At 67.1% G+C, this 21,463-nt stretch carries 18 protein-coding genes; 9 read left to right on the top strand and 9 right to left on the bottom strand.

All coding sequences use genetic code 11. The annotated features are described in order from the left end of the window. Positions 1-5 precede the first annotated feature (5 nt). Genes AC07O3_RS03580 through AC07O3_RS03570 form a run of 3 tightly spaced genes read left to right on the top strand, consistent with a single transcriptional unit; the run spans position 6 to position 4,095 of the window. Entirely contained in the window at positions 6-833 is an 828-nt protein-coding gene (locus AC07O3_RS03580; RefSeq protein WP_093054950.1) for an ABC transporter permease, read from the top strand. After that, positions 830-2,494 (top strand): ABC transporter ATP-binding protein, encoded by a 1,665-nt coding sequence (locus AC07O3_RS03575; RefSeq protein ID WP_495338582.1) that lies wholly within the window; start codon positions 830-832, stop codon positions 2,492-2,494. Before AC07O3_RS03580 ends, AC07O3_RS03575 begins: the two co-directional genes overlap by 4 nt. A 35-nt stretch (positions 2,495-2,529) precedes the next feature. Continuing rightward, positions 2,530-4,095: an ABC transporter substrate-binding protein gene (locus AC07O3_RS03570; protein WP_495338581.1), complete on the top strand. Its 1,566-nt coding sequence runs from the start codon at positions 2,530-2,532 to the stop codon at positions 4,093-4,095. Between the two features lie 7 nt (positions 4,096-4,102). Here the strand turns inward: AC07O3_RS03570 and AC07O3_RS03565 are convergent, their stop codons facing one another. Genes AC07O3_RS03565 through AC07O3_RS03555 form a run of 3 tightly spaced genes read right to left on the bottom strand, consistent with a single transcriptional unit; the run spans position 4,103 to position 7,615 of the window. Continuing rightward, complete coding sequence (locus AC07O3_RS03565; protein WP_495338580.1) at positions 4,103-4,693, bottom strand: DUF4304 domain-containing protein; 591 nt, start codon at positions 4,691-4,693, stop codon at positions 4,103-4,105. Further along, on the bottom strand, positions 4,690-5,307 hold the full coding sequence (locus tag AC07O3_RS03560; protein ID WP_495338579.1) for an alpha-ketoglutarate-dependent dioxygenase AlkB: 618 nt from the start codon (positions 5,305-5,307) through the stop codon (positions 4,690-4,692). Before AC07O3_RS03560 ends, AC07O3_RS03565 begins: the two co-directional genes overlap by 4 nt. After that, on the bottom strand, positions 5,294-7,615 hold the full coding sequence (locus AC07O3_RS03555) for an ATP-dependent DNA helicase (protein WP_495338578.1): 2,322 nt from the start codon (positions 7,613-7,615) through the stop codon (positions 5,294-5,296). Before AC07O3_RS03555 ends, AC07O3_RS03560 begins: the two co-directional genes overlap by 14 nt. A 151-nt stretch (positions 7,616-7,766) precedes the next feature. Between AC07O3_RS03555 and AC07O3_RS03550 the strand changes: the two genes are divergently transcribed. Genes AC07O3_RS03550 through AC07O3_RS03530 form a run of 5 tightly spaced genes read left to right on the top strand, consistent with a single transcriptional unit; the run spans position 7,767 to position 14,301 of the window. Continuing rightward, positions 7,767-11,243, top strand: coding sequence for a response regulator (locus AC07O3_RS03550; protein ID WP_495338577.1), 3,477 nt, complete (start codon positions 7,767-7,769; stop codon positions 11,241-11,243). Then, a complete protein-coding gene (locus tag AC07O3_RS03545; protein WP_307614133.1) occupies positions 11,240-12,115 on the top strand; it encodes a CheR family methyltransferase in 876 nt (291 codons plus the stop codon). The genes AC07O3_RS03550 and AC07O3_RS03545 overlap by 4 nt, the downstream gene beginning before the upstream one ends. Beyond that, positions 12,112-12,729, top strand: coding sequence for a chemotaxis protein CheB (locus AC07O3_RS03540; protein WP_495338576.1), 618 nt, complete (start codon positions 12,112-12,114; stop codon positions 12,727-12,729). Before AC07O3_RS03545 ends, AC07O3_RS03540 begins: the two co-directional genes overlap by 4 nt. Next, positions 12,719-13,948 (top strand): hybrid sensor histidine kinase/response regulator, encoded by a 1,230-nt coding sequence (locus AC07O3_RS03535; RefSeq protein WP_093054847.1) that lies wholly within the window; start codon positions 12,719-12,721, stop codon positions 13,946-13,948. Before AC07O3_RS03540 ends, AC07O3_RS03535 begins: the two co-directional genes overlap by 11 nt. Then, on the top strand, positions 13,945-14,301 hold the full coding sequence (locus AC07O3_RS03530; protein ID WP_440531444.1) for a response regulator: 357 nt from the start codon (positions 13,945-13,947) through the stop codon (positions 14,299-14,301). The genes AC07O3_RS03535 and AC07O3_RS03530 overlap by 4 nt, the downstream gene beginning before the upstream one ends. 10 nt (positions 14,302-14,311) lie before the next feature. Here AC07O3_RS03530 and AC07O3_RS03525 read toward each other — a convergent pair whose 3' ends face one another. Then, positions 14,312-15,142, bottom strand: coding sequence for an SDR family oxidoreductase (locus AC07O3_RS03525; protein WP_495338689.1), 831 nt, complete (start codon positions 15,140-15,142; stop codon positions 14,312-14,314). Between the two features lie 36 nt (positions 15,143-15,178). Further along, positions 15,179-16,162: an aldo/keto reductase gene (locus AC07O3_RS03520; protein ID WP_093173820.1), complete on the bottom strand. Its 984-nt coding sequence runs from the start codon at positions 16,160-16,162 to the stop codon at positions 15,179-15,181. A gap of 102 nt (positions 16,163-16,264) precedes the next feature. Here AC07O3_RS03520 and AC07O3_RS03515 point away from each other — a divergent pair, with 102 nt between their 5' ends. Next, entirely contained in the window at positions 16,265-17,176 is a 912-nt protein-coding gene (locus tag AC07O3_RS03515; RefSeq protein WP_093054841.1) for a LysR family transcriptional regulator, read from the top strand. On the opposite strand, the gene AC07O3_RS03510 is transcribed toward AC07O3_RS03515, so the two are convergent. The 4 genes from AC07O3_RS03510 to AC07O3_RS03495 all read right to left on the bottom strand — a co-directional run bounded on the left by AC07O3_RS03510 (position 17,149) and on the right by AC07O3_RS03495 (position 21,401). After that, positions 17,149-17,511: a hypothetical protein gene (locus tag AC07O3_RS03510; protein WP_440531441.1), complete on the bottom strand. Its 363-nt coding sequence runs from the start codon at positions 17,509-17,511 to the stop codon at positions 17,149-17,151. The two genes, AC07O3_RS03515 and AC07O3_RS03510, sit on opposite strands and share 28 nt — an antisense overlap. Before the next feature lie 5 nt (positions 17,512-17,516). Then, positions 17,517-18,983: a DUF1501 domain-containing protein gene (locus AC07O3_RS03505; RefSeq protein WP_495338575.1), complete on the bottom strand. Its 1,467-nt coding sequence runs from the start codon at positions 18,981-18,983 to the stop codon at positions 17,517-17,519. 24 nt (positions 18,984-19,007) lie between these two features. Next, complete coding sequence (locus tag AC07O3_RS03500) at positions 19,008-20,840, bottom strand: DUF1800 domain-containing protein (protein ID WP_495338574.1); 1,833 nt, start codon at positions 20,838-20,840, stop codon at positions 19,008-19,010. Positions 20,841-21,050: 210 nt separating this feature from the next. After that, positions 21,051-21,401 (bottom strand): hypothetical protein, encoded by a 351-nt coding sequence (locus AC07O3_RS03495; protein WP_495338573.1) that lies wholly within the window; start codon positions 21,399-21,401, stop codon positions 21,051-21,053. Between the last annotated feature and the right edge of the window lie 62 nt (positions 21,402-21,463).

Below are 21,463 nucleotides of genomic sequence, written 5' to 3'. Positions count from 1 at the left end.
GCACGATGAAACGCAAGAAGCGCATTCCCCTCAACGCCCTGATCGGCATCGTCATCGTCGGTTTGATCGCGGCCGCGGCGCTCGTCAGCCTCGTGTGGACGCCGCACGATCCGCTGCGCATCAACTTCGGCTCGCGCCTGAAGCTGCCGGGCGGCGCCTTCCTGCTGGGCACCGACGAATTCGGCCGCGACGAGCTCTCCCGCCTCATGGCCGGCGCCGCCACCAGCGTGTGGATCGCAGTGTTGACTGTCGGCTTCTCGATCGTGGTGGGCAGCATCGTCGGCGTGCTGACGGGCTTTCTGCGTGGCTGGACCGACCGCATCGTGATGGCCTTCAACAACGCACTGCTGGCCTTCCCCGGCCTGCTGCTGGCGCTGGGCCTGCTCGCGGTGGTGGGCGCGAACCAGTACGGCATCATCCTGGCGCTCGGGCTGGCCTACACGCCCTCGGTGACGCGCATCGTGCGCGGCACGGTGCTGTCGCTGCGCGAAAAGGAATTCATCGAATCCTCGCGCGTGCTGGGCAACTCCGAGCTCTACACCATGGTGCGCCACGTGCTGCCCAACTGCACCGCGCCGCTGACGGTGCTGGCCACTTCGATGTTCGGCTGGGTCATATTGGCCGAGAGCGCACTGTCGTTCCTCGGCCTTGGCGTGCCGCCGCCGGCGCCCACCTGGGGCAACATGCTCGCCTCGGCCCGCCCGTTCATGGCGCAGGCCAGCTACCTTTCAATTCTTCCGGGCCTGTGCATCGCACTGACGCTGCTGGGCATCAACCTGCTGGGCGACGCGGTGCGCGACTGGCTCGATCCGCGCATGAAGGGCGTGCAATGACGATCACAACAAACGGCCCGCTGGTCAGCGTGGAAGGGCTGACGCTCGCCGTCGGCATGGGCGGGCGCGAGATCGTGCGCAACGTGTCCTTCGACATCGCACCGGGCGAGATGGTCGGCATCGTGGGCGAATCGGGCAGCGGCAAGACGCAGGCGGCGCGCGCCATCATGGGCCTCACGCCCCCGCCGCTGGTGCGCACCGCCGGGCGCATCCTGTTCGAGGGCGAAGACCTGGCGCTGGCCAAGCCGGTGCGGCTGCGCGAGCTGCGCGGAGCGCGCGTGGGCATGGTGTTCCAGGAGCCGATGACTTCGCTGAACCCGTCGATGACCATCGGCAAGCAGCTCGGAGAGGCGCTGGCGCTGCACCGGCGCGAGCTGCCTGCGGCCGCGCGACAGGCGCGCATCCTCGACATGCTGGCGCGCGTCGGCATCCGCGAGCCCAAGGGCGCCCTCGATGCATGGCCGCACGAGTTCTCGGGCGGAATGCGCCAGCGGATGATGCTGGCCTCGGTGATGCTGCTGGAGCCCGCGCTGCTGATTGCCGATGAGCCGACCACCGCGCTCGACGCCGTGGTGCAGCGCGACGTGCTGGAACTCATGGTGGGCCTTACGCGCGAACACAACACGGCCGTGCTGATGATCAGCCACGACCTGCCGATGGTGGCGCGCTTCACGCAGCGCATGGTCGTGATGCGGCACGGCGAGGTGAAGGAAACCGGCCGCACCGACGACATGCTCGAACAGCCGAAGCACGAATACACCCGCGAGCTGCTGCAGGCCATGCCGCGCCGCCTGCCCGCGCGGCAGGTGGCCGACGAGGCTCCGGTCGTCGAAGTGCGCAACCTGGTGGTCGACTACGCGGGCCACCGCCGCCTGTTCACCAAGGCTGTACCCAAGCGCGCGCTGCACGGCATCGACCTGGTGGTGCGCCCGCGCGAGGTGGTCGCGGTGGTCGGCGGCTCGGGCTCGGGCAAGACCACGCTGGGCCGCACCATCGCCGGGCTGCTCAAGCCCAGCAGTGGCGACATCCTGTTCCGCGGCCGGCCCATCCTGCGCTCCGATGCGGGGTGGTCCGACTACCGGCTGCAGTGCCAGATGGTCTTCCAGGACCCGTATGCCTCGCTCGATCCGCGCATGACCATCGACCAGCTGGTGGGCGAAGGCCTGCGGCTCATCAAGGGCATGTCGGCGACCGACAAGGCGCGCCGCGTGCAGGAAGTGCTCGACGAGGTCGGGCTCGGCGCGTCCTTTGCGTCGCGCTATGCGCACGAGCTCTCGGGCGGCCAGCGCCAGCGCGTGGCGATCGCGCGCGCCATCGTGCGTCGGCCGGCTTTCGTGATTGCCGACGAACCGGTGTCGGCGCTCGACGTGACGGTGCGCGCGCAGGTGCTGGAGCTGTTCGCCGAGCTGCAGAAGCGCCACGGCTTCTCGTGTCTTTTCATCAGCCATGACCTCGGCGTGGTCGAGCAGATCGCCGACCGCGTGATCGTGATGCAGGACGGCCGCATCGTCGAGCAAGGCCCGCGCGACGCGGTGTTCGACGCGCCGCAGCAGGAATACACGCGCAAGCTGCTGTCGGCCATCCCGGCGCTGGAGCCGACCGCCAGTGGCGGCGTACGGCTGCGCTGGCGCTTCGGCGCCGAAGCCCCGGCCTTCGCCTGATTTTTCTTTTTGCAATCGCACCGCAGGAGTCCTTCATGCACCGCTTCACCTTCCGCCACGCTGCCATCGCCGCTGCCTGCCTGGCCGCCTCGGGCGCCTTCGCCCAGACCACCGTCACCGTGGCCCAGCCCGCGGACATCCGCTCCACCAACCCCGGCGTGAACCGCGACAACACCACCGACGGCGTGGTGCTCAACATCGTCGAAGGACTGGTCGGCTACCGCATGGACGGCAGCGTGGGCCCGCTGCTGGCGCAGTCGGTCGACGTGTCGAAGGATGGCCTGACCTACACCTTCAAGCTGCGCAAGGGCGTGAAGTTCCACAACGATGCGCCGATGACCTCGGCCGATGTGGCGTGGAACTGGAAGCGCTACATGGACCCGAAGACCGACTGGCGCTGCACCAGCGAGTACGATGGCCGCAACGGCCTGAAGGTGGTCGAGACCGCAACGCCCGACGACAGCACCTTCGTGATGAAGATCAACAAGCCCTCGGCCGTGTTCCTCGACACGCTCGCGCGCACCGACTGCGGCATGACGGCCATCCTGCACAAGAGCTCGGTGAAGGCCGACGGCAGCTGGGACAAGCCCGTGGGCACCGGCCCCTTCAAGTTCGGCGAGTGGAAGCGCGGCGAATACGTCACTGTGACGGCCTTCAAGGGCTACACCTCGCCGGCCGGCGCCACCAAGTCAGACGGCTACACCGGCCTGAAGGCGCCGCTGGTGGACACGGTGAAGTTCCTCGTCGTGCCCGACGCGGCCACCGCGGCGGCCGGCCTGAAGTCGGGCGCCATCGATGCGGGCCAGATCACGTCGAGCGACGCGCAGGAACTGAAGAACGACCGCAACCTCGTGGTGCAGGCTCCGCCCGAGGCCATCAAGAACGTGCTGCTGATCCAGACGCGCGACCCGCAGTTGAAGAACCAGAAACTGCGCCAGGCCATCGCGGCCTCGCTCGACATCGAGCAGATCGTGGCGGCCGCCTCCGAAGGGCTTGGCTCGGTCAACAACTCCGCGATCCACAAGGGCTCGGCCTTCTACAGCGCCGCGCAGAAAAAGGGCTGGCACTACGACCCCGCGCAGGCCGCCAAGCTGCTGCGCGAAGCCGGCTACAAGGGCGAGAAGATCACCATCCAGACCAACAAGCGCGCCCATGTGCCCAGCTATACGGTGGCGGTGCTGGCGCAGGCCATGATGCAGGCGGTGGGCATCAACGCGCAAATCGAGGTGCTCGAATGGGCCACGCAGCTCGACCGCTACAACAGCGGCAACTACCAGATGAGCTCGTTCAGCTACTCCTCCCGCCTCGACCCGGCGCTGAGCTACGAACAGTTCTCGGGCCCGAAGGACAAGCAGGCGCGCAAGGTGTGGGAAGACCCGCAGGCGCTGAAGCTGATCGACGACGGCTTCGCCGAGTCTGACCCGAAGAAGCGCCAGGCCCTTTTCGACCAGATCCATGCGCTGATGATCCAGCAGGTGCCGATGGTGATGCTGTTCAACGGCCTCGACGCCTGGGCGGTGCGCAAGCGCATCAGCGGGTTTGCGGTGTGGGAAGGCAAGCCGCGCATGTGGGGCGTTTCAGCTGCTGCTGCGCGCAGCTAGCCGAGCGCTAGGCCGTCAGGACCTTCGCGAGGTCCGCCTTCAAGGACGTGGCCCGTTCCGGCGCGCGCGCCAGCCCGGCATCGACCAGGGCCTGCGCTCGTGCCCGATCGCCCAGGTGCACTGCGATCCGCGCGAGATGCAAAGCCGTTCGCGCATGGATCTGGTTCGGGTCGGTCTCGCGCAGCATCTGCTCGAAGCTTTGCGGGTAGCTGCCATGCCGTGCAAAGAAAGCTCGCCCCGGGCCCGCCCATTCGCTCACGATGAACTCGACGTTCTCTTCCGCCTGCTCTTTCGTCGCGCCATAGGCCCATCCGAAAGCGGCGCCGGGCGGCGGCTCCATCCGGTCGCGAAACACGCAATGCGATTCCTCCAGCGCATCGGGCGCCACCTGGGCACCGCCTTCGGTCGGCAGGAAGTCGAGATGCGCGCCGAGGTTCAGGTAGCACGCCTTCCCCCCGTTCGCGCCCTGCACGTTGAACACGTGGATCAGCGGCCCGTCGATGCGCCGCAGCGTCTGGCCCGAACCCTCGAAGCCTTCGGCCTTCAGGACAGGAAAGAGTTTTTGCGTGAGCAGCTTGAGGAAGGTGGTGCGGTTCATGGGGCGCGAATTCTCCGTGTGCGCAAGGTGATGGAATAGCGCAAGGCCTCGGTCGGTGCAATGGCATGTTGCCATGCCCAGCGCGCCGGGCCGCGCAGCAGGTACACGGAGCGCGGCTCGATCAGGAATTCGAGCGTGGCGGGGCCTGAGGCCGGTGTGCCAGGCACGTACGGCCTGAACTGCATCACCGCGTCGCTGCGCAGCGAAACGCCGACGATGTCCTCGAAGTCCGGCACGTCGCGGTGCCAGCCCAGCGGCGTGCCGGGCCGGTACTCGGCGATCAGCATGTGAGTGAGCTCTTCGGGCGCGAAGCCGGCCCATGCGGCCGCCTCCGCGCGCAGCGGATGCAGCGCTTCGGGCAGCGGCGCGCCGGGCTTGAGGCGGTTGTTCTCGAAGTCGTAGCTGCCGCCGAAGCTGGTGCCGCGCCGCCGTGCCGTGTATTCCTTGTAGCGCATCTCCTTGAGCGGCAGGCCCTGCACGATGTGCAGCAGGTTGGCTTCTTCCTCGGCGGACAGGAAGTCGCGCTCGTAGCGCAGGCCTTCGATGGCGGCCACGGGCGCTTCACCGAACAGGTCCGGCTGACCTGCGTGTTCGATGCGTCTAGCGGAGCGCATCTTCGTTGCCCCCGGCCAGTTGCACATGCCACCAGCGCGGCAGCAGTTCGCGGATCTCGGCGCGCGCGAAGCGGTCGTCGAGCAGGTGCAGCACGCCGCGGTCTTCCTCGGTGCGGATCACGCGGCCGGCCGCCTGCACCACCTTCTGCAGGCCGGGGTAGAGATAGGTGTACTCGTAGCCCTTGCCGAAGCGCGTCTGCATGCGCTCGCGCGTGATCTCGTTGAGTTCGTTGTATTGCGGCAGGCCCAGGCTGGCGACGAAGGCGCCGATCAGCCGGCTGCCTGGCAGGTCGATGCCCTCGCCGAACGCACCTCCAAGCACCGCGAAGCCGATGCCCTGCCCGCCCTCCTCGAATCGTGCGATGAAGCCGTGGCGGTCGGCCTCGCGCATGCCGCGCGTCTGCGTCCACACGGGCACGCCGGGGTGCCGCAGCGAGAACGCGGCGCAGGCTTTCTCGAGGTAGTCGAAGCTGCTGAAGAAGGCCAGGTAGTTGCCCGGCAGGCGCTCGAACTGCGCGCCGATGATGTCGGCCACGTTGCGCAGCGACCCCGCGCGGTCGCGAAAGCGCGTCGACACATGCATCGCCACTTCGACGCGCAATTGATGGCTGTCGAAGGGCGAGGCCACATCTAGCAGCGCGGTGTCTTCCGGCAGCCCCAGCGCATCGCGGTAGAAAGCGAAAGGCGACAGCGTGCCCGAGAAGCACGTGACCGACACCGCATCGCCGAAGCGCGCTTCAAGGAACGGCGCAGGCACGAGATTGCGAATGGCCAGGCTGCGATCCTGCTGCGTGGCCCCCAGCGTGCGCTCGAACACCGAGTGGTCACCGAAGGCCTCGGCCAGCCGGGCGAAGTGCAGCGCGTCGAAAAAGAAGCGCTGCAGCGGCCCCTGCGAGGCATCGGGCGTGGCCGCGAAATACTCGGCCATGGCGGTGTTGGCTGCCTGCAGTGTTCGCAGGAAACGCTCGGGGATCTCGTCGGCGGTTTCGTAGTCGGCCACCTGCGACTGCTGTACCGTATCCCACTCGCGAAACAACCGGGCCAGCGGGCCGCGCAATGCAGCGGGCGCCAAGCGATGCGCCTCTTCGAGCGCCGCGCCTTCGAGTTGCGCGGTGTACATGCCGCGCGAGCGCTCCAGCAGGTTGTGGGCCTCGTCCACCAGCACGGCCACGCGCCAGTCGGCGTCGCGCATGGTGGCGTAGAGGAAGGCGCTGCTGTCGAAGTAGTAGTTGTAGTCGCCGACGATGGCATCGGCCCAGTGCGCCATTTCCTGCGCGAGGAAATAGGGGCACACCTCGTGCGCGAGCGCGATGTTGCGCAGCGCCTCGCGGTCGAGCCACGCCACCTGCGCGGCCTGCTCGCGCGCGGCGGGCAGGCGATCGTAGAAGCCCCTGGCGAGCGGGCAGGCATCGCCGTGACAGGCGCGATCGGGGTATTCGCAGACCTTCTCGCGGGCCGCGAGTTCGAGCACGCGCAGGCGACCCTGTCCCCTGCCCTTGTCGAGCACGCGAAGCGCGTCGAGCGCCACCGGCCGGCCGGAGGTCTTGGCGGTGAGGAAGAAAAGCTTGTCGATCTTGCGCGCCGCGCGGGCCTTGAGCAGCGGGAAGATGGTGGCCAGCGTCTTGCCGATGCCCGTGGGCGCCTGCGTCATCAGGCAGCGTCCGCCCACGGCTGCGCGGTAGACGGCTTCGGCCAGTTCGCGCTGGCCGGTGCGAAAGGCGCGGTGCGGAAACTCGAGCTGGCCTAGCGTGGCGTCGAGCGCGGCGCGATGGCCGGCTTCGCTGTGCGCCCAGGCGCTGTAGCGGCCACACAGCTGCTCGAAGTGCTCCCGCAGCGCTTCGCGGGTGTGGTGCTCTTCGAGCACGGTTTCGTCGCCAGTGGCCAGGTCGAGGTACACCAGCGCCACGGTCATCTCTTCGTGGCCGTTGAGTTCGCACAGCATCCAGCCGTAGGTGCGGGCCTGCGCCCAGTGCAGTGCGCGGTGGTTGCCGCGGATGGCGTCGAAATCGCCGCGGAAGGTCTTGATTTCTTCGACGCGGGATGCGCGGGCCTCGTAGCCGTCGGCCCGGCCGCGCACGCGAACCGTGCCGCAGGTGGCTTCGAGCCCGACCTCGCAGGCGTAGTGCTCGGGATCACGCCGGTGCTGCACCATCGCGTGCCCGGCCATGCCTTCGAGCGCGCTGGGTGCGGGCACGAAGCGCAGGTCGAGGTCGCCCGCCTTCGCGCCGAAGGCGCACAGGGCCTTGACGGAAACTACATGCGCGATCATGGAGGCCGCATCCTGCTGGTTGGAGGGTTCGGAGCCCATCTGGGAATGCTGTATGAATTTACAGTATAGCCACGCCAATACGCCGCTTGCGGTTTCCCTATCCGCATCAAGACCGTGACGGGGCCTTCTCCGACAGGGCGTCTTCGATTTATCGACAAAACTTGACAAGTTTTGCCTACAACTGCGACCGATGAACACTCCCACCGCGATCGACCCCGACGACTTCGAGCGCCTGCTCAGCCGGAACATCAAGCTGCCCCTGATCGGCGGCGTGTTCGGCGCCGTGGTGTTCGTGGGGTTGATCCTGTTCCTGCTCAACACCATCGGCTGGGTCGAGCACACCGACCGTGTCACCCGCGCCGCCAGCGAGTTGCAGCGCCGCACCATCGACATGGAAACCGGCGTGCGCGGCTTCCTGATCACCGGTGAGCGGAGCTTTCTGGAGCCCTACCAAAGCGCCCTGACCCGCCTCAAGGGTGATACGGTCGGGCTGCGCAACCTGGTGTCGGACAACCCCCAGCAGGTGGAGCGCATCGATCGCCTCGCCACGCTGCAGACAGCCTGGCTCGAATTTGCCAACGGCATGATTGCCGCGCGCGATGCCAGCAGCGGCACACAGACCGCCGTGCGCCTCGGCGACGAAAAGCGGCTGATGGACGACATGCGCGCCGAGTTCACCGCCTTCATGGAGACCGAGCAGGCCCTGCGCTTCCAGCGCAACAACGCGGCCAACAGCACTGCCTGGTGGGTCGTCGGGCTGTTCCTGCTGTTCACCTTGAGCTTCACCGGGTTGATGGCCTACTTCGGGCGGCGCCAGCTGGTGCTGCTGTCCGACAGCTACGACGTGGTGCTGAAGGAACAAGCTGCGCACGCCGAGCGGCTCGCTCACGAAGCGTGGTTGCGCAACGCGCAGACCGGGCTGGTGGGCGAGCTGGTCGGCGAACTCAGCGCGCCGGACATGGGCCGCAAGGTGCTCGCGTTCTTCTCGCGCTACCTGGGCGCCTCGGTCGGCGCCATGTACGTGCGCGAGCGCCATGGCCCGCTGCGTCGGGCGGCGAGCTACGGCTTTTCGAGCGCGGCCGAGGCCACGCCGCAGGTTTTCTCCCCTACCGAAAGCCTGGTGGGCCAGGCGGCTGCCGAGCGCCGGCGCATGCTGATCGACCCGGTCGATGCCGACTACCTGAAGGTCAACTCGGGCCTTGGCGAGATGGCGCCCAAGGCCGTGCTGCTGGTACCCGTTGCAAGCAGCGGCATGGTCAACGGCGTGGTCGAGCTCGGCCTGCCAGGCGCGCTGGACGACCGCGGCAGCCAGTTGATCGACCTGGTGGCCGACGACATCGGCACCTCGCTGGCGGCAGCGCGCTACCGCGAGCAGCTGCAGGAGGTGCTCGGCGAAACCCAGCAGCTCAACGAGGAACTGCAGGTGCAGCAGGAAGAGCTGCGCACCGCCAATGAAGAACTGGAAGAACAGTCGCGCGCCCTGCGCGCCTCTCAGGCCATGCTGGAGAACCAGCAGGCCGAACTGGAGCAGACCAACAGCCAGCTCTCCGAACGCACCGAGGCACTGGACCAGCGCAACACCGCGCTGCGCCGCGTGCAGCGCGACCTCGAAGACCGCGCCGACGAACTGCAGCGCGCAAGCCGCTACAAGTCGGAATTTCTCGCCAACATGTCGCACGAGCTGCGCACGCCGCTCAACAGCGCGCTCATCCTCGCCAAGCTGCTGGGCGACAACCCGCAAGGCAATCTCTCCCCGGAGCAAGTGAAGTTCGCGGAGTCGATCTACTCGTCGGGCAACGATCTGCTGGTGCTGATCAACGACATCCTCGACATCGCGAAGGTCGAGGCCGGCAAGCTCGAAGTGGTGCCCGAAGACGTCACGCTCGCCAAGCTGGGCCGCAGCCTGGAGAGCACGTTCAGTCCGCTTGCGATGCAGAAGAACCTGGGCTTCAGGCTCGAAGTGCGGCCCGATGCACCGGCCTCGCTGGTCACCGACCGGCAGCGGGTCGAGCAGATCCTGAAGAACCTGCTGTCGAACGCGATCAAGTTCACCGAGCGCGGCGAAGTGGCGCTGACCGTCTCGCCGACCGCGGACGGTGGCGCCGCTTTTGCGGTGTCCGACTCGGGCATCGGCATCGATCCGCAGCAGCACGAGCTGATCTTCGAAGCCTTTCGCCAGGCCGACGGCACGACCAGCCGGCGCTACGGCGGCACCGGGCTGGGCCTGTCGATCTCGCGCGACCTCACGCAGCTGCTGGGCGGCACGCTCACGGTGCAGAGCGAGCCGGGCCAGGGCAGCACCTTCGTCCTGCAACTGCCGGCGAAGGCACCACAGGCTTCGCCGGCAGCGCTTCAGCCATCGGCGGTCTACACGCCCCGGCCCGCGCAGGCGCCATCCGTTGCCTCGCTGGCGCCGAAGCCCCCTGCCCCGGTGCCCGCACCGCAGTTCGCCGACGACCGCTCCATCCCGCGCGACCAGGTGCGCCGCGTGCTCGTGATCGAGGACGAGCCGCAGTTCGCGCACATCCTCTACGACCTGGCGCACGAGCTGGGCTACCGCTGCCTGGTGGCGCACGGCGCGGCCGATGGCTTCGAACTGGCCACGCAGTTCCTGCCCGACGCGATCCTGCTCGACATGCGCCTGCCCGACAGCACCGGCCTCGACGTGCTGCAGCGGCTGAAGGATTCGCCGCACACGCGCCACATTCCGATCCACGTGGTGTCCGCCGCCGAAGGCGTACAGGGGGCGGCGCTGCAGATGGGCGCCATCGGCTATGCGCTGAAGCCGGCCACGCGCGACGAACTGATGAAGGTGTTCGGCCGGCTGGAAGAAAAGCTCACGCAGAAGGTCAAGGTCGTGCTGCTGGTGGAAGACGACGAGCTGCAGCGCGAGAGCGTCATCAGGCTGATCGGCGACGACGACATCGAGATCGTTGCCGTCGGCTCCGGCGAAGAAGCGCTGGAGCTGCTGCGCACCCGCGTGTTCGACTGCATGATCACCGACCTGAAGCTGCCCGACATGCAGGGCAGCGAGCTGCTCAAGGCCATGGCGGCGGAAGAAATCGTGTCGTTCCCGCCGGTCATCGTCTACACCGGGCGCAACCTCACGCGCGACGAAGAAGCCGAGCTGCAGCGCTACTCGCGCTCGATCATCATCAAGGGCGCGCGCTCGCCCGAACGCCTGCTCGACGAAGTGACGCTGTTCCTGCACAAGGTGGAGGCCGAGCTTTCCAGCGAGCGCCGGGGCATGCTGAAGACGGCGCGCGGACGCGACCGCATCTTCGAGGGCCGCACCATCCTGCTGGTGGACGACGACGTGCGCAACATCTTCGCGCTGACCAGCGCGCTGGAGCAGCGCGGCGCCATCGTGGAGATCGGCCGCAACGGCCGCGAGGCGCTGGCGCGGCTCGACCAGGTGAGCGAGATCGACCTCGTGCTGATGGACGTGATGATGCCGGAGATGGACGGCCTGGAAGCCACGCGCCGCCTGCGCGGCGACCCACGCTTCGAGAAGATGCCGGTGATCGCCATCACCGCCAAGGCCACCAAGGACGACCGCGAGCAATGCCTTGCCGCCGGCGCCAACGACTACCTTGCCAAGCCGGTGGACCTGGAGCGCCTGTTCTCGCTGCTGCGCGTGTGGATGCCGAAGATGGAGCGCCTGTGACAACACGCCACGGCACCTCGAAGACCGCCACGCACACGCCGCCGCTGCATCCGCTGAGCGACACGGAGATCGAACTGCGCCTGCTGATGGAGGCGATCTACCTCAAGTACAGCTACGACTTCCGCAACTACACCGTGGCCTCGCAGAAGCGCCGCGTGCTGCACGCGCTCGACCAGCTCGGGCTGCCGAGCATCTCGGCGCTGCAGGAGCGGGTGCTGCGCGACCCGTCGCTGTTCGGCCGGCTGCTGCAGTTCCTGACGATCCCGGTGAGCGAGATGTTCCGCGACCCGGCCTACTTTCTGGCTTTGCGCCAGCACGTGGTGCCGATTCTTCACACCTACCCGTCCGTCAAGGTGTGGGTGGCGGGCTGCAGCACGGGCGAGGAAGTGTTCTCGCTGGCCATCCTGCTGCGCGAAGAGGGCCTGCTCGCGCGCACGCAGATCTATGCCACCGACATCAACCCCGCCTCGCTGGAGAAGGCGCGCCAGGGTATCTTTCCGCTGGAAGCGATCCGCGGCTACACCACCAACTACCAGCGCGCGGGCGGACGCGGCGAGTTCTCCGACTACTACACCGCCGCCTACGACGCTGCGCGCTTCGACCCCTCGCTGTGCGCCGGCGTGATCTTTGCCGACCACAGCCTGGCAACCGACAGCGTGTTCGCGGAAACGCAGCTGGTGTCGTGCCGCAACGTACTGATCTACTTCAACCGGGAGCTGCAGGACCGGGCGCTGGGCCTGTTCCACGAGTCGCTGTCGCACCGCGGTTTTCTCGGTCTGGGCTCGAAGGAGAGCATCGACTTTTCGGGCTACTCCGACCGCTTCGACACGCACGCGCGCGTCGAGCGCATCTACCGCAAGAAGGCCGCATGACGAGCCACATGCAGCGCCACCTTCGCTCCCCCGTTCGCAAGCGCATCGACGCCGTGGTGCTGGGCGCCTCGGCCGGCGGCATCGATGCGCTCTCCACGCTGCTGCACGACCTGCCCGCAGGCTGGCACATTCCGATGGCCGTGGTGCTGCACCTGCCCGGGGATCACGAGAGCCATCTCGCCGAGATCTTCGCGCAGCGACTGCCGATCCCGGTGCACGAGGCCAACGACAAGATGCCGCTGGCGGCCGGCAGCCTGTACTTCGCGCCGCCCGGCTACCACCTGTCGATCGAGCGCGAGCGCACCTTCTCGCTGAGCTGCGAGCCGCCGGTGCTGTTCTCGCGGCCGTCCATCGACGTGCTGATGGGCTCCGCCGCCGACGTCTACGGCCCCGCCCTTGCCGGCTTCTTGCTGACCGGCGCGAATGACGACGGCGCCGAAGGCCTGCACCGCATTCATCTGGCCGGCGGACTCACCGCCGTCCAGGAACCGAAAGAAGCTCTTATTCCAACCATGCCCCAAGCCGCCATTGCGCGCCACATTCCCGACTACGTGCTCCCCCTGCGCGAACTGCGCACGCTGCTGCTCCAGTTGGAGGCCGCCCATGAACATTGACATCGAAAGCAAGCTGCTGATCGTCGATGACCTGCCAGAGAACCTGCTGGCACTGGAAGCGCTGATCCGCGCGCCGGGGCGCCTCGTGTACCGGGCCGACTCGGCCGATGCGGCGCTGGCGCTGCTGCTGGAGCATGAATTCGCGCTCGCCATCGTCGACGTGCAGATGCCGGGCATGAACGGCTTCGAGCTGGCCGAGCTGATGCGCGGCACCGAGCGCACGCGGCACATTCCCATCATCTTCGTGAGCGCAGCCGGGCGCGAGCTGAACTACGCCTTCCAGGGCTACGAGAGCGGCGCGGTCGACTTCCTGCACAAGCCGCTCGACCCGCACGCGGTGGTCAGCAAGGTGAACGTGTTCGTCGACCTGTACCAGCACCGCAAGGCGCTGCGCCACGAAATGGAATCGCTCGCGGCCGCGCACAAGAAGCAGGAAGAGCTGGTGCAGCAGTTGCAGCAGACGCAGCACGAGCTGGAACGCGCCGTGCGCATGCGCGACGACTTCATGTCGATGGTGTCGCACGAGTTGCGCACGCCGCTCAACACGCTCTACCTCGAAGCGCAGCTGCGGCAGTTGCATCTGTCGAAAGGCAACCTCGCCAACTTCACGCCCGAGCGGCTGCCCACGATGATCGAGCGCGACCAGCGGCAGATCCGCAACATGGTGCGGCTGATCGACGACATGCTCGACGTCACCCGCATGCGGCGCGACGCGCTGTCGATCAAGACCACACCGGTGGACCTCGCGACGCTGGCGCAGGCGGTGGTCGAGAGCCTGCGGCACCAGGCCGAGGCCGCGGGCTCGGTCATCACGCTCGCGGCGCCGGCCGAACTGCGCGGCGAATGGGACGAGTTCCGCATCGAACAGGTGCTGACCAACCTGCTGACCAACGCGCTGCGCTACGGCGGCGGCAAGCCGGTCGAGATGGTCGTGCAGCAGGTGGGAAACACCGCGCAGGTGGCCGTACGCGACCAGGGCATAGGCATTGCGCCCGAAGACCAGGGCCGCATCTTCGAGCAGTTCGAGCGCACCGACGACAGCCGCAAGCACGCCGCGGGGCTGGGGCTCGGGCTCTACATCACGCGCAAGATCGTGACCTTGCACGGCGGGCAGATCGGCGTGGAAAGCGCGCCGGGCGAAGGCTCGCGCTTCGTGGTCGACCTGCCGCTGCAACCACCGGCCCCCCCGGCCGACACCCAAAAGGAGACACCTCTGTGAACGTGCTGATCGTCGACGACAACAAGGCCGCGGCCGATCTGCTGCAGGAGCTGCTGAGCCTGCACGACCACACCGCCCGCTGCACCTACACCGCGCAGCAGGCGCTCGACGCGGCAGCGGCCGAAAGCTTCGACGCCGCGCTGATCGACCTCACGCTGCCCGACTTTCCGGGCACCGAAGTAGCACGCCGGCTGCGCGCGAGCACGGCGGAAGGCACGCCGAAGCTGCTGGTCGCGATCTCGGGTTTCTCGGCGCAGGATGCGGGCGGCAAGGCGGCCGAGGGGCTGTTCGACCACCATCTGCAGAAGCCGATCGACATCGACGAGCTGGGGCGAATCCTGGCACAGACCTGAGCCTGGCGAGTCACTTCGCCGGAGCGAGCTCTCCGTACCAGTAGGCCGCGGTGACGCCGCCGTCCATGAGGAAGTCGCTGCCGGTGATGAAGCCGCCGTCTGGCCCCATCAGCAGCGCGCCGACGTTGCCGACCTCGTCCGGTGTGCCACCGCGCTTGGCGGACGACGCTTCGATCATGCGCCGGTAGCCTTCGCCGCGAGGGCCTGTCAGTTCGTCTCTTGCGAGCGGCGTGAAGATGATGCCGGGGCTGATGGTGTTCACCCGGGCGCCACGCTTGCCCCATCGCACGGCCTCCGCCATGACCCGCAGGGAATTTCCGCGCTTGGAAAGTTGGTACGCGTGCAGGGAGTCTTTCACCTGCTCGGGCTGAAGCATCGGCAGCGCAAGCAAGTCTTCTGTCGGCGTCGTCGCGAGAGCCGCATTCTGTTCGGGGCTCAACGCTGGCAAGCGGTGTCCTGACTGCGACGCGATGACGACGCCAGCGCCTCCCTCCGCGATAACGTTGCCGAACTCTTCCAGGACGAGCGCGGTGCCGTACAGGTCGACCTTGAGGATCGTGGCCGGCGATGCCTGCGAAGGAGAAACGCCCGCGGCGTGGATCAGGCCGGTGACACTGCCAAGCGCGGTGGCCGCCTCCACGAGCGCATGGACCGAGGCGCGCGAAGACACGTCCACGACTGCCGTGCTCACTTCGAAGCCTGCATCCGCGAGCACCTTGGCCGCTGCGTCGGCCCCCTCCTGCCGCAGGTCGGCGAGCAGAACGTGCTTGCCCGCGCTGACACGGCGGGCGATGGCCTGGCCAATGGACCCAGCTCCGATGACAACAACTACTTGGGTCATGATCAATTCCTTTTGCTCGGCGTCAGTCGTCATCGCTCAGCGGCCGACGAGCTTTTGTCGATCCGCCGAATAGCGGTCGCCCTGGACCTGGACACCCGAGACGGCCGCCTCGATTTCCTTCAGGTCTTCCGGCAACAACACGACAGAGGCGGCGCCGGCGTTTTCCTCGAGGCGGAGCAACTTCGTCGTGCCGGGAATCGGCACGATCCACGGCTTTTGGGCGAGCAGCCAGGCAAGTGCAAGCTGGGCAGGCGTAACCTGCTTGCGCGCGGCGATCTCCGCCAGAACATCGACCAGGGCGCGATTCGCCTGGCGCGCCTGCGGTGCAAAACGAGGCACTGTGCTGCGGAAATCTGTCGCGCCGAACGATGTCTGCGCGTCGATCGCTCCCGTCAGGAAACCCTTTCCGAGCGGACTGAATGGCACAAAGCCGATGCCCAGTTCCTCCAGCAGCGGAAGAATCTCTTTCTCCGGCTCGCGCCACCACAGGGAATATTCGCTCTGAAGGGCGGCGACCGGCTGAACCGCGTGCGCGCGGCGAATGCTGTCGACGCCGGCCTCGGAAAGACCGAAGTGCTTCACCTTGCCTTCGCGGATCAGGTCTTTCACGGCGCCCGCCACGTCTTCCATCGGAACCTGCGGATCGACACGGTGCTGATAGAACAGATCGATGCGGTCGGTGCGCAGGCGCTTCAGCGCCTCGTCGGCCACCTGCCGGATGCGTTCCGGCCGGCTGTCGAGGCCCTTGCCGGCGTCACCCTCGCGAAACCCGAACTTGGTCGCGATCACGACCTGGTCACGCACAGGTTCCAGCGCTTCCCCGACCACGCTTTCGTTGACGAAGGGCCCATAGACTTCCGCCGTGTCGAAAAACGTGATCCCGCGTTCGAAGCCCGCGCGGATGAGCTTGACCGCTTCGGCCGTGCCGGTCGCCGGCCCATAGCCGAAGCTCAGGCCCATGCAGCCGAGACCGAGGGCCGAAACGGTGAGGCCGCCGCGGCCCAGTTGACGTGTTTTCATGGTGTGTGTCCTTGTCGCTAACCGATCCCAAGAACTTTAGGCAGCCTGCTTGCCAATGACTAGACTGCTGGATCGACATGTACCTAGAAGACAGGCTAATCAATGGCACGCTTCGACGACTTGGCCAGTTTTGCGGCCGTGGTGCGCGCAGGCAGTTTCACGCGCGCGGCGGCCCAGCTTGGGGTGACGCAGTCCGCGCTCAGCCAGACCGTCCGCGCGCTGGAGCGCCGCCTCGACCTGAAGCTGCTCAACCGGACCACGCGCAGCGTCGCGCCCACGGAAGCGGGCGAACGCCTGTACCAAGCCGTCGGCCCGCGTTTCGAGGACATCGAAGCAGAACTCGCCGTTCTGGGCGAGATGCGCGGCAAGCCCGCCGGCATGGTCCGCATCACGGCGACCGAACACTCGATGCGAACCTTGATCTGGCCCAGGCTTCAACCATGGCTGCCCCTGTACCCCGACATCAAGGTGGAGATCAGCGGCGACAACCGCTTCACCGACATCGTTGCCGAGCGCTTCGACATCGGCGTGCGACTGGGCGGCGACGTGGCCAAGGACATGATCGCCGTACGCATCGCGCCCGACATGCGCATGGCCGTGGTGGGCAGCCCCGACTACTTCTCGCGCCACCCCCGGCCGTCTACCCCGCAGGATCTGACCCTGCACGACTGCATCGGATTGCGCCTGGCATCCCACGGCGGCCTTCTGAAATGGGAATTCACGCGGCGCCGGAAAGGCGTCAACGCGCACGTCACGGGCCGGCTCGTCTTCAACTCGAGCGAGCTGATCGTCGCCGCGGCGCTGTCCGGGCACGGGCTGGCATGGCTGCCCTCCGACCTCGTCGAGAAACACATCGAGGCAGGCCGGCTGGTGCCGGTACTCGACGATTGGGCGGCAACCTTTGACGGGTATCACGCCTACTATGCCGGCCGACGCGCTTCGCCAGCCTTGATGCTCGTCGTGGAGGCGTTGCGGCCTCCGGAAACTCAGCGCCTCTTGCTGCGCCCCTTGTAGCTGCGCATGGCCTCGTAGCGATACACGCGGAATCCGTCCTTCTGCAAGAAGCTGACCGGCTCCCAGCCGCGTGCGAGCGCGCAGTCGGTGATCTGCGCCATCTGCACGCCCAGGTAATCCTGCAGGCTGTCGGCCACCGCGAGCTCGAACTTCTTGAGCTCGCGGTCCAGCGATTCCAGTGCCGCGATGGCAGCCTCGACGCTGGTGAAGGGACGCACGTGCGTCACGGCCTTGCTGCGCGCCAGCGCGGGCGCCTCGGGAGGGTCCGCGCTGAAGTTCACGCTGGCCCCACCTTCCATGCCGTTGAGGCCGCCGATGGCGGTCATGCTGCTCATTGCGTTCATGTCATGAACCCCATATCGCGCGGATAGCTGATGCCACTCGGCGCAGTCACGTTGTTGAAATTCTTCAGGTTGGGCAGGATGCCGTTGAGGTCCGCGTCAGGCACGCCGAACCACTTGGCCAGCGTGGCCGCGTATTGGTCGACCGAGGTGGTCGGCAGCAGCCGGCCCTGGCCGACGTGCCACTGGTCGTCGTCGGCAGCAGTGTTGCCGATGCTCACCGGCGGTGGCGTGCCGTAGAACGCCTTGCCCTTCACGGCATTGACACCGCCGACCACGAAGTGATGGCTGCCCCAGCCGTGGTCGGAGCCATTGCCGTTGCTCGAAAGCGTGCGGCCGAAGTCGGAGGCGGTGAAGGCCGTCACCTTGTCGTCGATGTCCAGAGCTTTCATCTGCCGCTGGAAGGCAAACATGGCCTCGGACAGCCGCAGCATCAGGCCGCCCTGCTTCGTGTCGAGGTCGTCGTGCAGGTCGTAGCCGCCCATGGAAACGAAGAACACCTGGCGCTTCACGCCCAGCGAGACGCGCCCTCGAATGAGGCGGGCCACCATCTTGAGCTGGTCGGCCAGGTTGTTGCCGGTAGGAAAGTTGCCGTTCAGGTCGTCGGGCTGGATGGCGGCGGTGATCTTGCCTTCTGCCTCGACCGCGCGCAGCGTGACCTTGTTGTATTCGTTCTCCAGCGTGTGACTGCGCGCCTGCTGCGCCAGCTGCTGCATGGCCGCCTTGACCGCGGACGAGCCGTAGACGTTGCCCGTGGCGCTGCTCACGCTGTTAATGCGCACCGCGCCGCGCGTGCCGACCTGGTACTGCAGCGCTTCATCGCCCGACAGGAACACCGCGTTGCCCGCCACCGAGACGCAGGTGAAGAGCGACGCGTTGCGCTGCCCGGCCAGCATCAGGTCGCCGAGGTTGCCACCCCAGCCGATGGTGGAGCCTTCGGGCGAGGACGACTGCCAGATCGACTGCTGGTCGTTGTGCGAGAACAGCTTGGGCGGAATCGGGAAGTCCTTGCGGTTGGAGCTGTTGAACTGCGCGCGCGTGAGTGGCTTGACCAGCGGGCCGACGTTGAGCTGCACCGCCATCCTGCCTTCGTCGAACAGCGTCGCGAACTTGGTCATCGCCGGGTTCAGCGCGTACTTGCGGCCGTTGGCCAGCGAGACGGCGGGCTTGAGCTCGGTGGCTGCGAGCGCGGCATCGGACGGCAGCGCGATGGCGCCGCGGATGGCGCTGTACTTCGCGTAGCTGTCGGCGTCGTAGTTGACGAGGGTGTTGGCGTAGTCGTTGCCGCCGAACAGGAAGACGCAGACCAGTGCCTTGTAGTCGTCACCGGGCGCGGCCTGCGCAGCGGCTTCACCCATAGCGGCGAGGTTGAGCGCGAACGGCAGCGCGGTGCCGGCCATCGCGAGCTGACCCGTGCGGCGCAGGAAGGCGCGGCGCGAATGCTGGGCAGGATTTATCAGGTGCATGGTCGGTTCGCTCCGGCTTCTTCTTTACTTCTGGATGAGGTATTCGGGCGAGCCCATCACCAGCAGCACGCCGGCGCAGATGAGGTCGAGCTTGCGGGCGTCGGTGGTGGGGTTCAGCAGCGGCGCCTTGGTCAGCGCGTCGGTGATCAACGCCACGGTGGCGGCCGAGAGCTGGTTGCCCGTGAGCAGCAGGCTAAGCCTGCGCACCAGCGCGGCGGGATCGGTCACGAGCGCTTTCTCGGCCGTGTAGGTGGCGATCACGTCCTTGCTGTTGTTGAAGCCGTTCTGCAGGCTGCCCTGCAGGAAGTTGAGATAGCCCCCCACGCTGGTCTCGTTGACCAGCTGGAACTCGGGCGCCACCAGCTTGTTGCTGGCGATGGCGGTAGAGGGCGGCACGTAGCCGGGCCGGAAGAAATTGAACACCGAGGGCGAGCGCAGCGGGCACTGGCCCAGGCTCTGGCTCGGGTCGGAGGTGTTGCCGATGTTCCAGTTGTCCGACGCCGAGCCGATGCCGAAAGTGCGGCCCCATTGCACGAGCCGCAGCATAGGTTCGCGCAGGTGGCCGAAGTTCGGGTCGGAAAGACCGGTGGGGCCGCGTGCCTCGTCGTCGAGCAACACAGCCGCGAACACGCTCTTCATGTCGCCGCGCACGCCCGCGCCGTTGTTGGCGAAGATGTCGGCCACGCGCTTGACGTAGGCCGCGCTGGGGTTGCTGGTAACCAGCCGCTGGATGAGCTGGCGACCGATGAAGGGACCGACGTTCGGGTGGTTGAAGAGCGCGTCGAGCGCGATCTTCAACGCCGCCGGGCCGGGTGTGCCAGCGGGCACGGTGGCGCCGAGAAAGCGCGCTTCGAGCATCGAGTGGTTGCCCGCCGTGTAGGCCATGGGGCGCGTGGTCCAGGCGTTGGTCTCGATGCGGCTGCTTGCAGCGGGCGGAAGAAAGGCGTTGCGCTCCGCGGAGCGGATGTCGAGGTCGTAGCCGGTGAAGACGCGCGCGAGGTTCGACACGTCGCTCTGCACGTAGGTTTCGAGCGGCTGGCCGTCGGCGCCGGTCTTCACCGTGCCGTCGGCTTCGAGCTGGTACAGGCCGATGGTCATGAGCTGCATGACTTCACGCGCGTAGTTCTCGTCGGGCTGCCGGCCCGAGGCGTCTTCCTTGCGGTTGCCGCGGGTGTTGAGATAGAAGCCCATCGCGGGATTCAGCGAGACGTCTTCAAGCAGCTGGCGGAAGTTGCCGGTGACGCCGTTGGCCAGCGTGTCCCAGTACTGGGCCATCATGGCGGTGGGCCAACTCGACCCGATCTCGGTGCCCGAGACCACGAAGATTTCGCTGAGCGCCAGAGCCATGCGCTTGCGCACCGGGTCGGCTGCGACCATGAGCTGGCGCCAGATCATCGCGTCGGTGTCGACGGTGCCGTAGGTCTTGCCGTTGACCCATTCCCAGGCCGTGGGCTCGCGCGCCGCGCTGAACTGCTCGCTGAGCCATGGCATGTAGCCCTTGGCGCGTACGGCGGCGATCTCTGCGTCCGAGGCCGAGAACTGCGCTTGCAACAGGAAGCGCGCGGCCTCCGCGTCGTTCTGCGCCTGGGTGTAGTGATAGGGGCCGGTGTCGGGCTGCTCGCCCGGATTGGGGCTGCCGCCGATGGGGAAGCCGAAGCCACCGGAAGAGCCGCCTCCTCCGCCACCACCGCATGCGGCCAGTGCCGCCGCGATGGAGAACGCAGCCGCGGCCTTCAGGGGCCGCGTTGTTTCATCGATTGCCGCCGCCGTTCTTGTTGCTGCATACGCAGGCGGCGCAGTAACGCGCACCACCTCATCGACCGGGCTTGCGCAGCCGGCCTCGAACTGTTCCACCATGTTCCTCGCTCCTGCGGCGCATCAACGCCGGTCGAGCAATCAAGGCAAGCGGCATGCCCTGCGGAAAACAGCTGGACGGGTGTCTAAAACTGGCGAAGTCGCCACATAAATGTGTGCCAATGTGACTTTTTGGTCACCCCTTGAAACAAAATTGGCATGCCAGCGCGCATGCCAATGTTTCAGCAAACATTCAGGTGACAGTGCCAGTCGTCAATCGCGCTCGTCGTCCCAGCCGTTCGGCGGACGATAGGGATAGCCGGGGCCGTAGTAGATGCGGCCGGGCGGCGGGCTGTAGATGGGCACCGGGCGGTAGTACACCGGTGGCGGCGGCCGGTAGTAGACCGGCGGAGGTGGCTCGTAATAGATGGGGGCCGGATACGGATAGACCGGCGGGGGTGCGTAGTAAGGCGCCGGGTAGCCGCCGGCGACATAGCCGGGCGTGCCGATCTGCACTGACCAGCTTCCGCGCGCGTTGGCGGCACCCGCCGCCAGCAATGCACCGGCAACGACGGCACCGATTGCGGCCCACTTGAAAACAGAAGATTGATGTTTGAAGTTCACTGAGGCTCCAAGGCCAAGGGCGGACAGCGCCCAGGTTGATACGCAACGCCCGACGTGTACCC

The organism is Variovorax sp. GW821-FHT09D05, from assembly GCF_059416325.1.
Note: the sequence above shows the minus strand (reverse complement) of the source record. Positions and strands in the feature narration are given on the sequence as shown.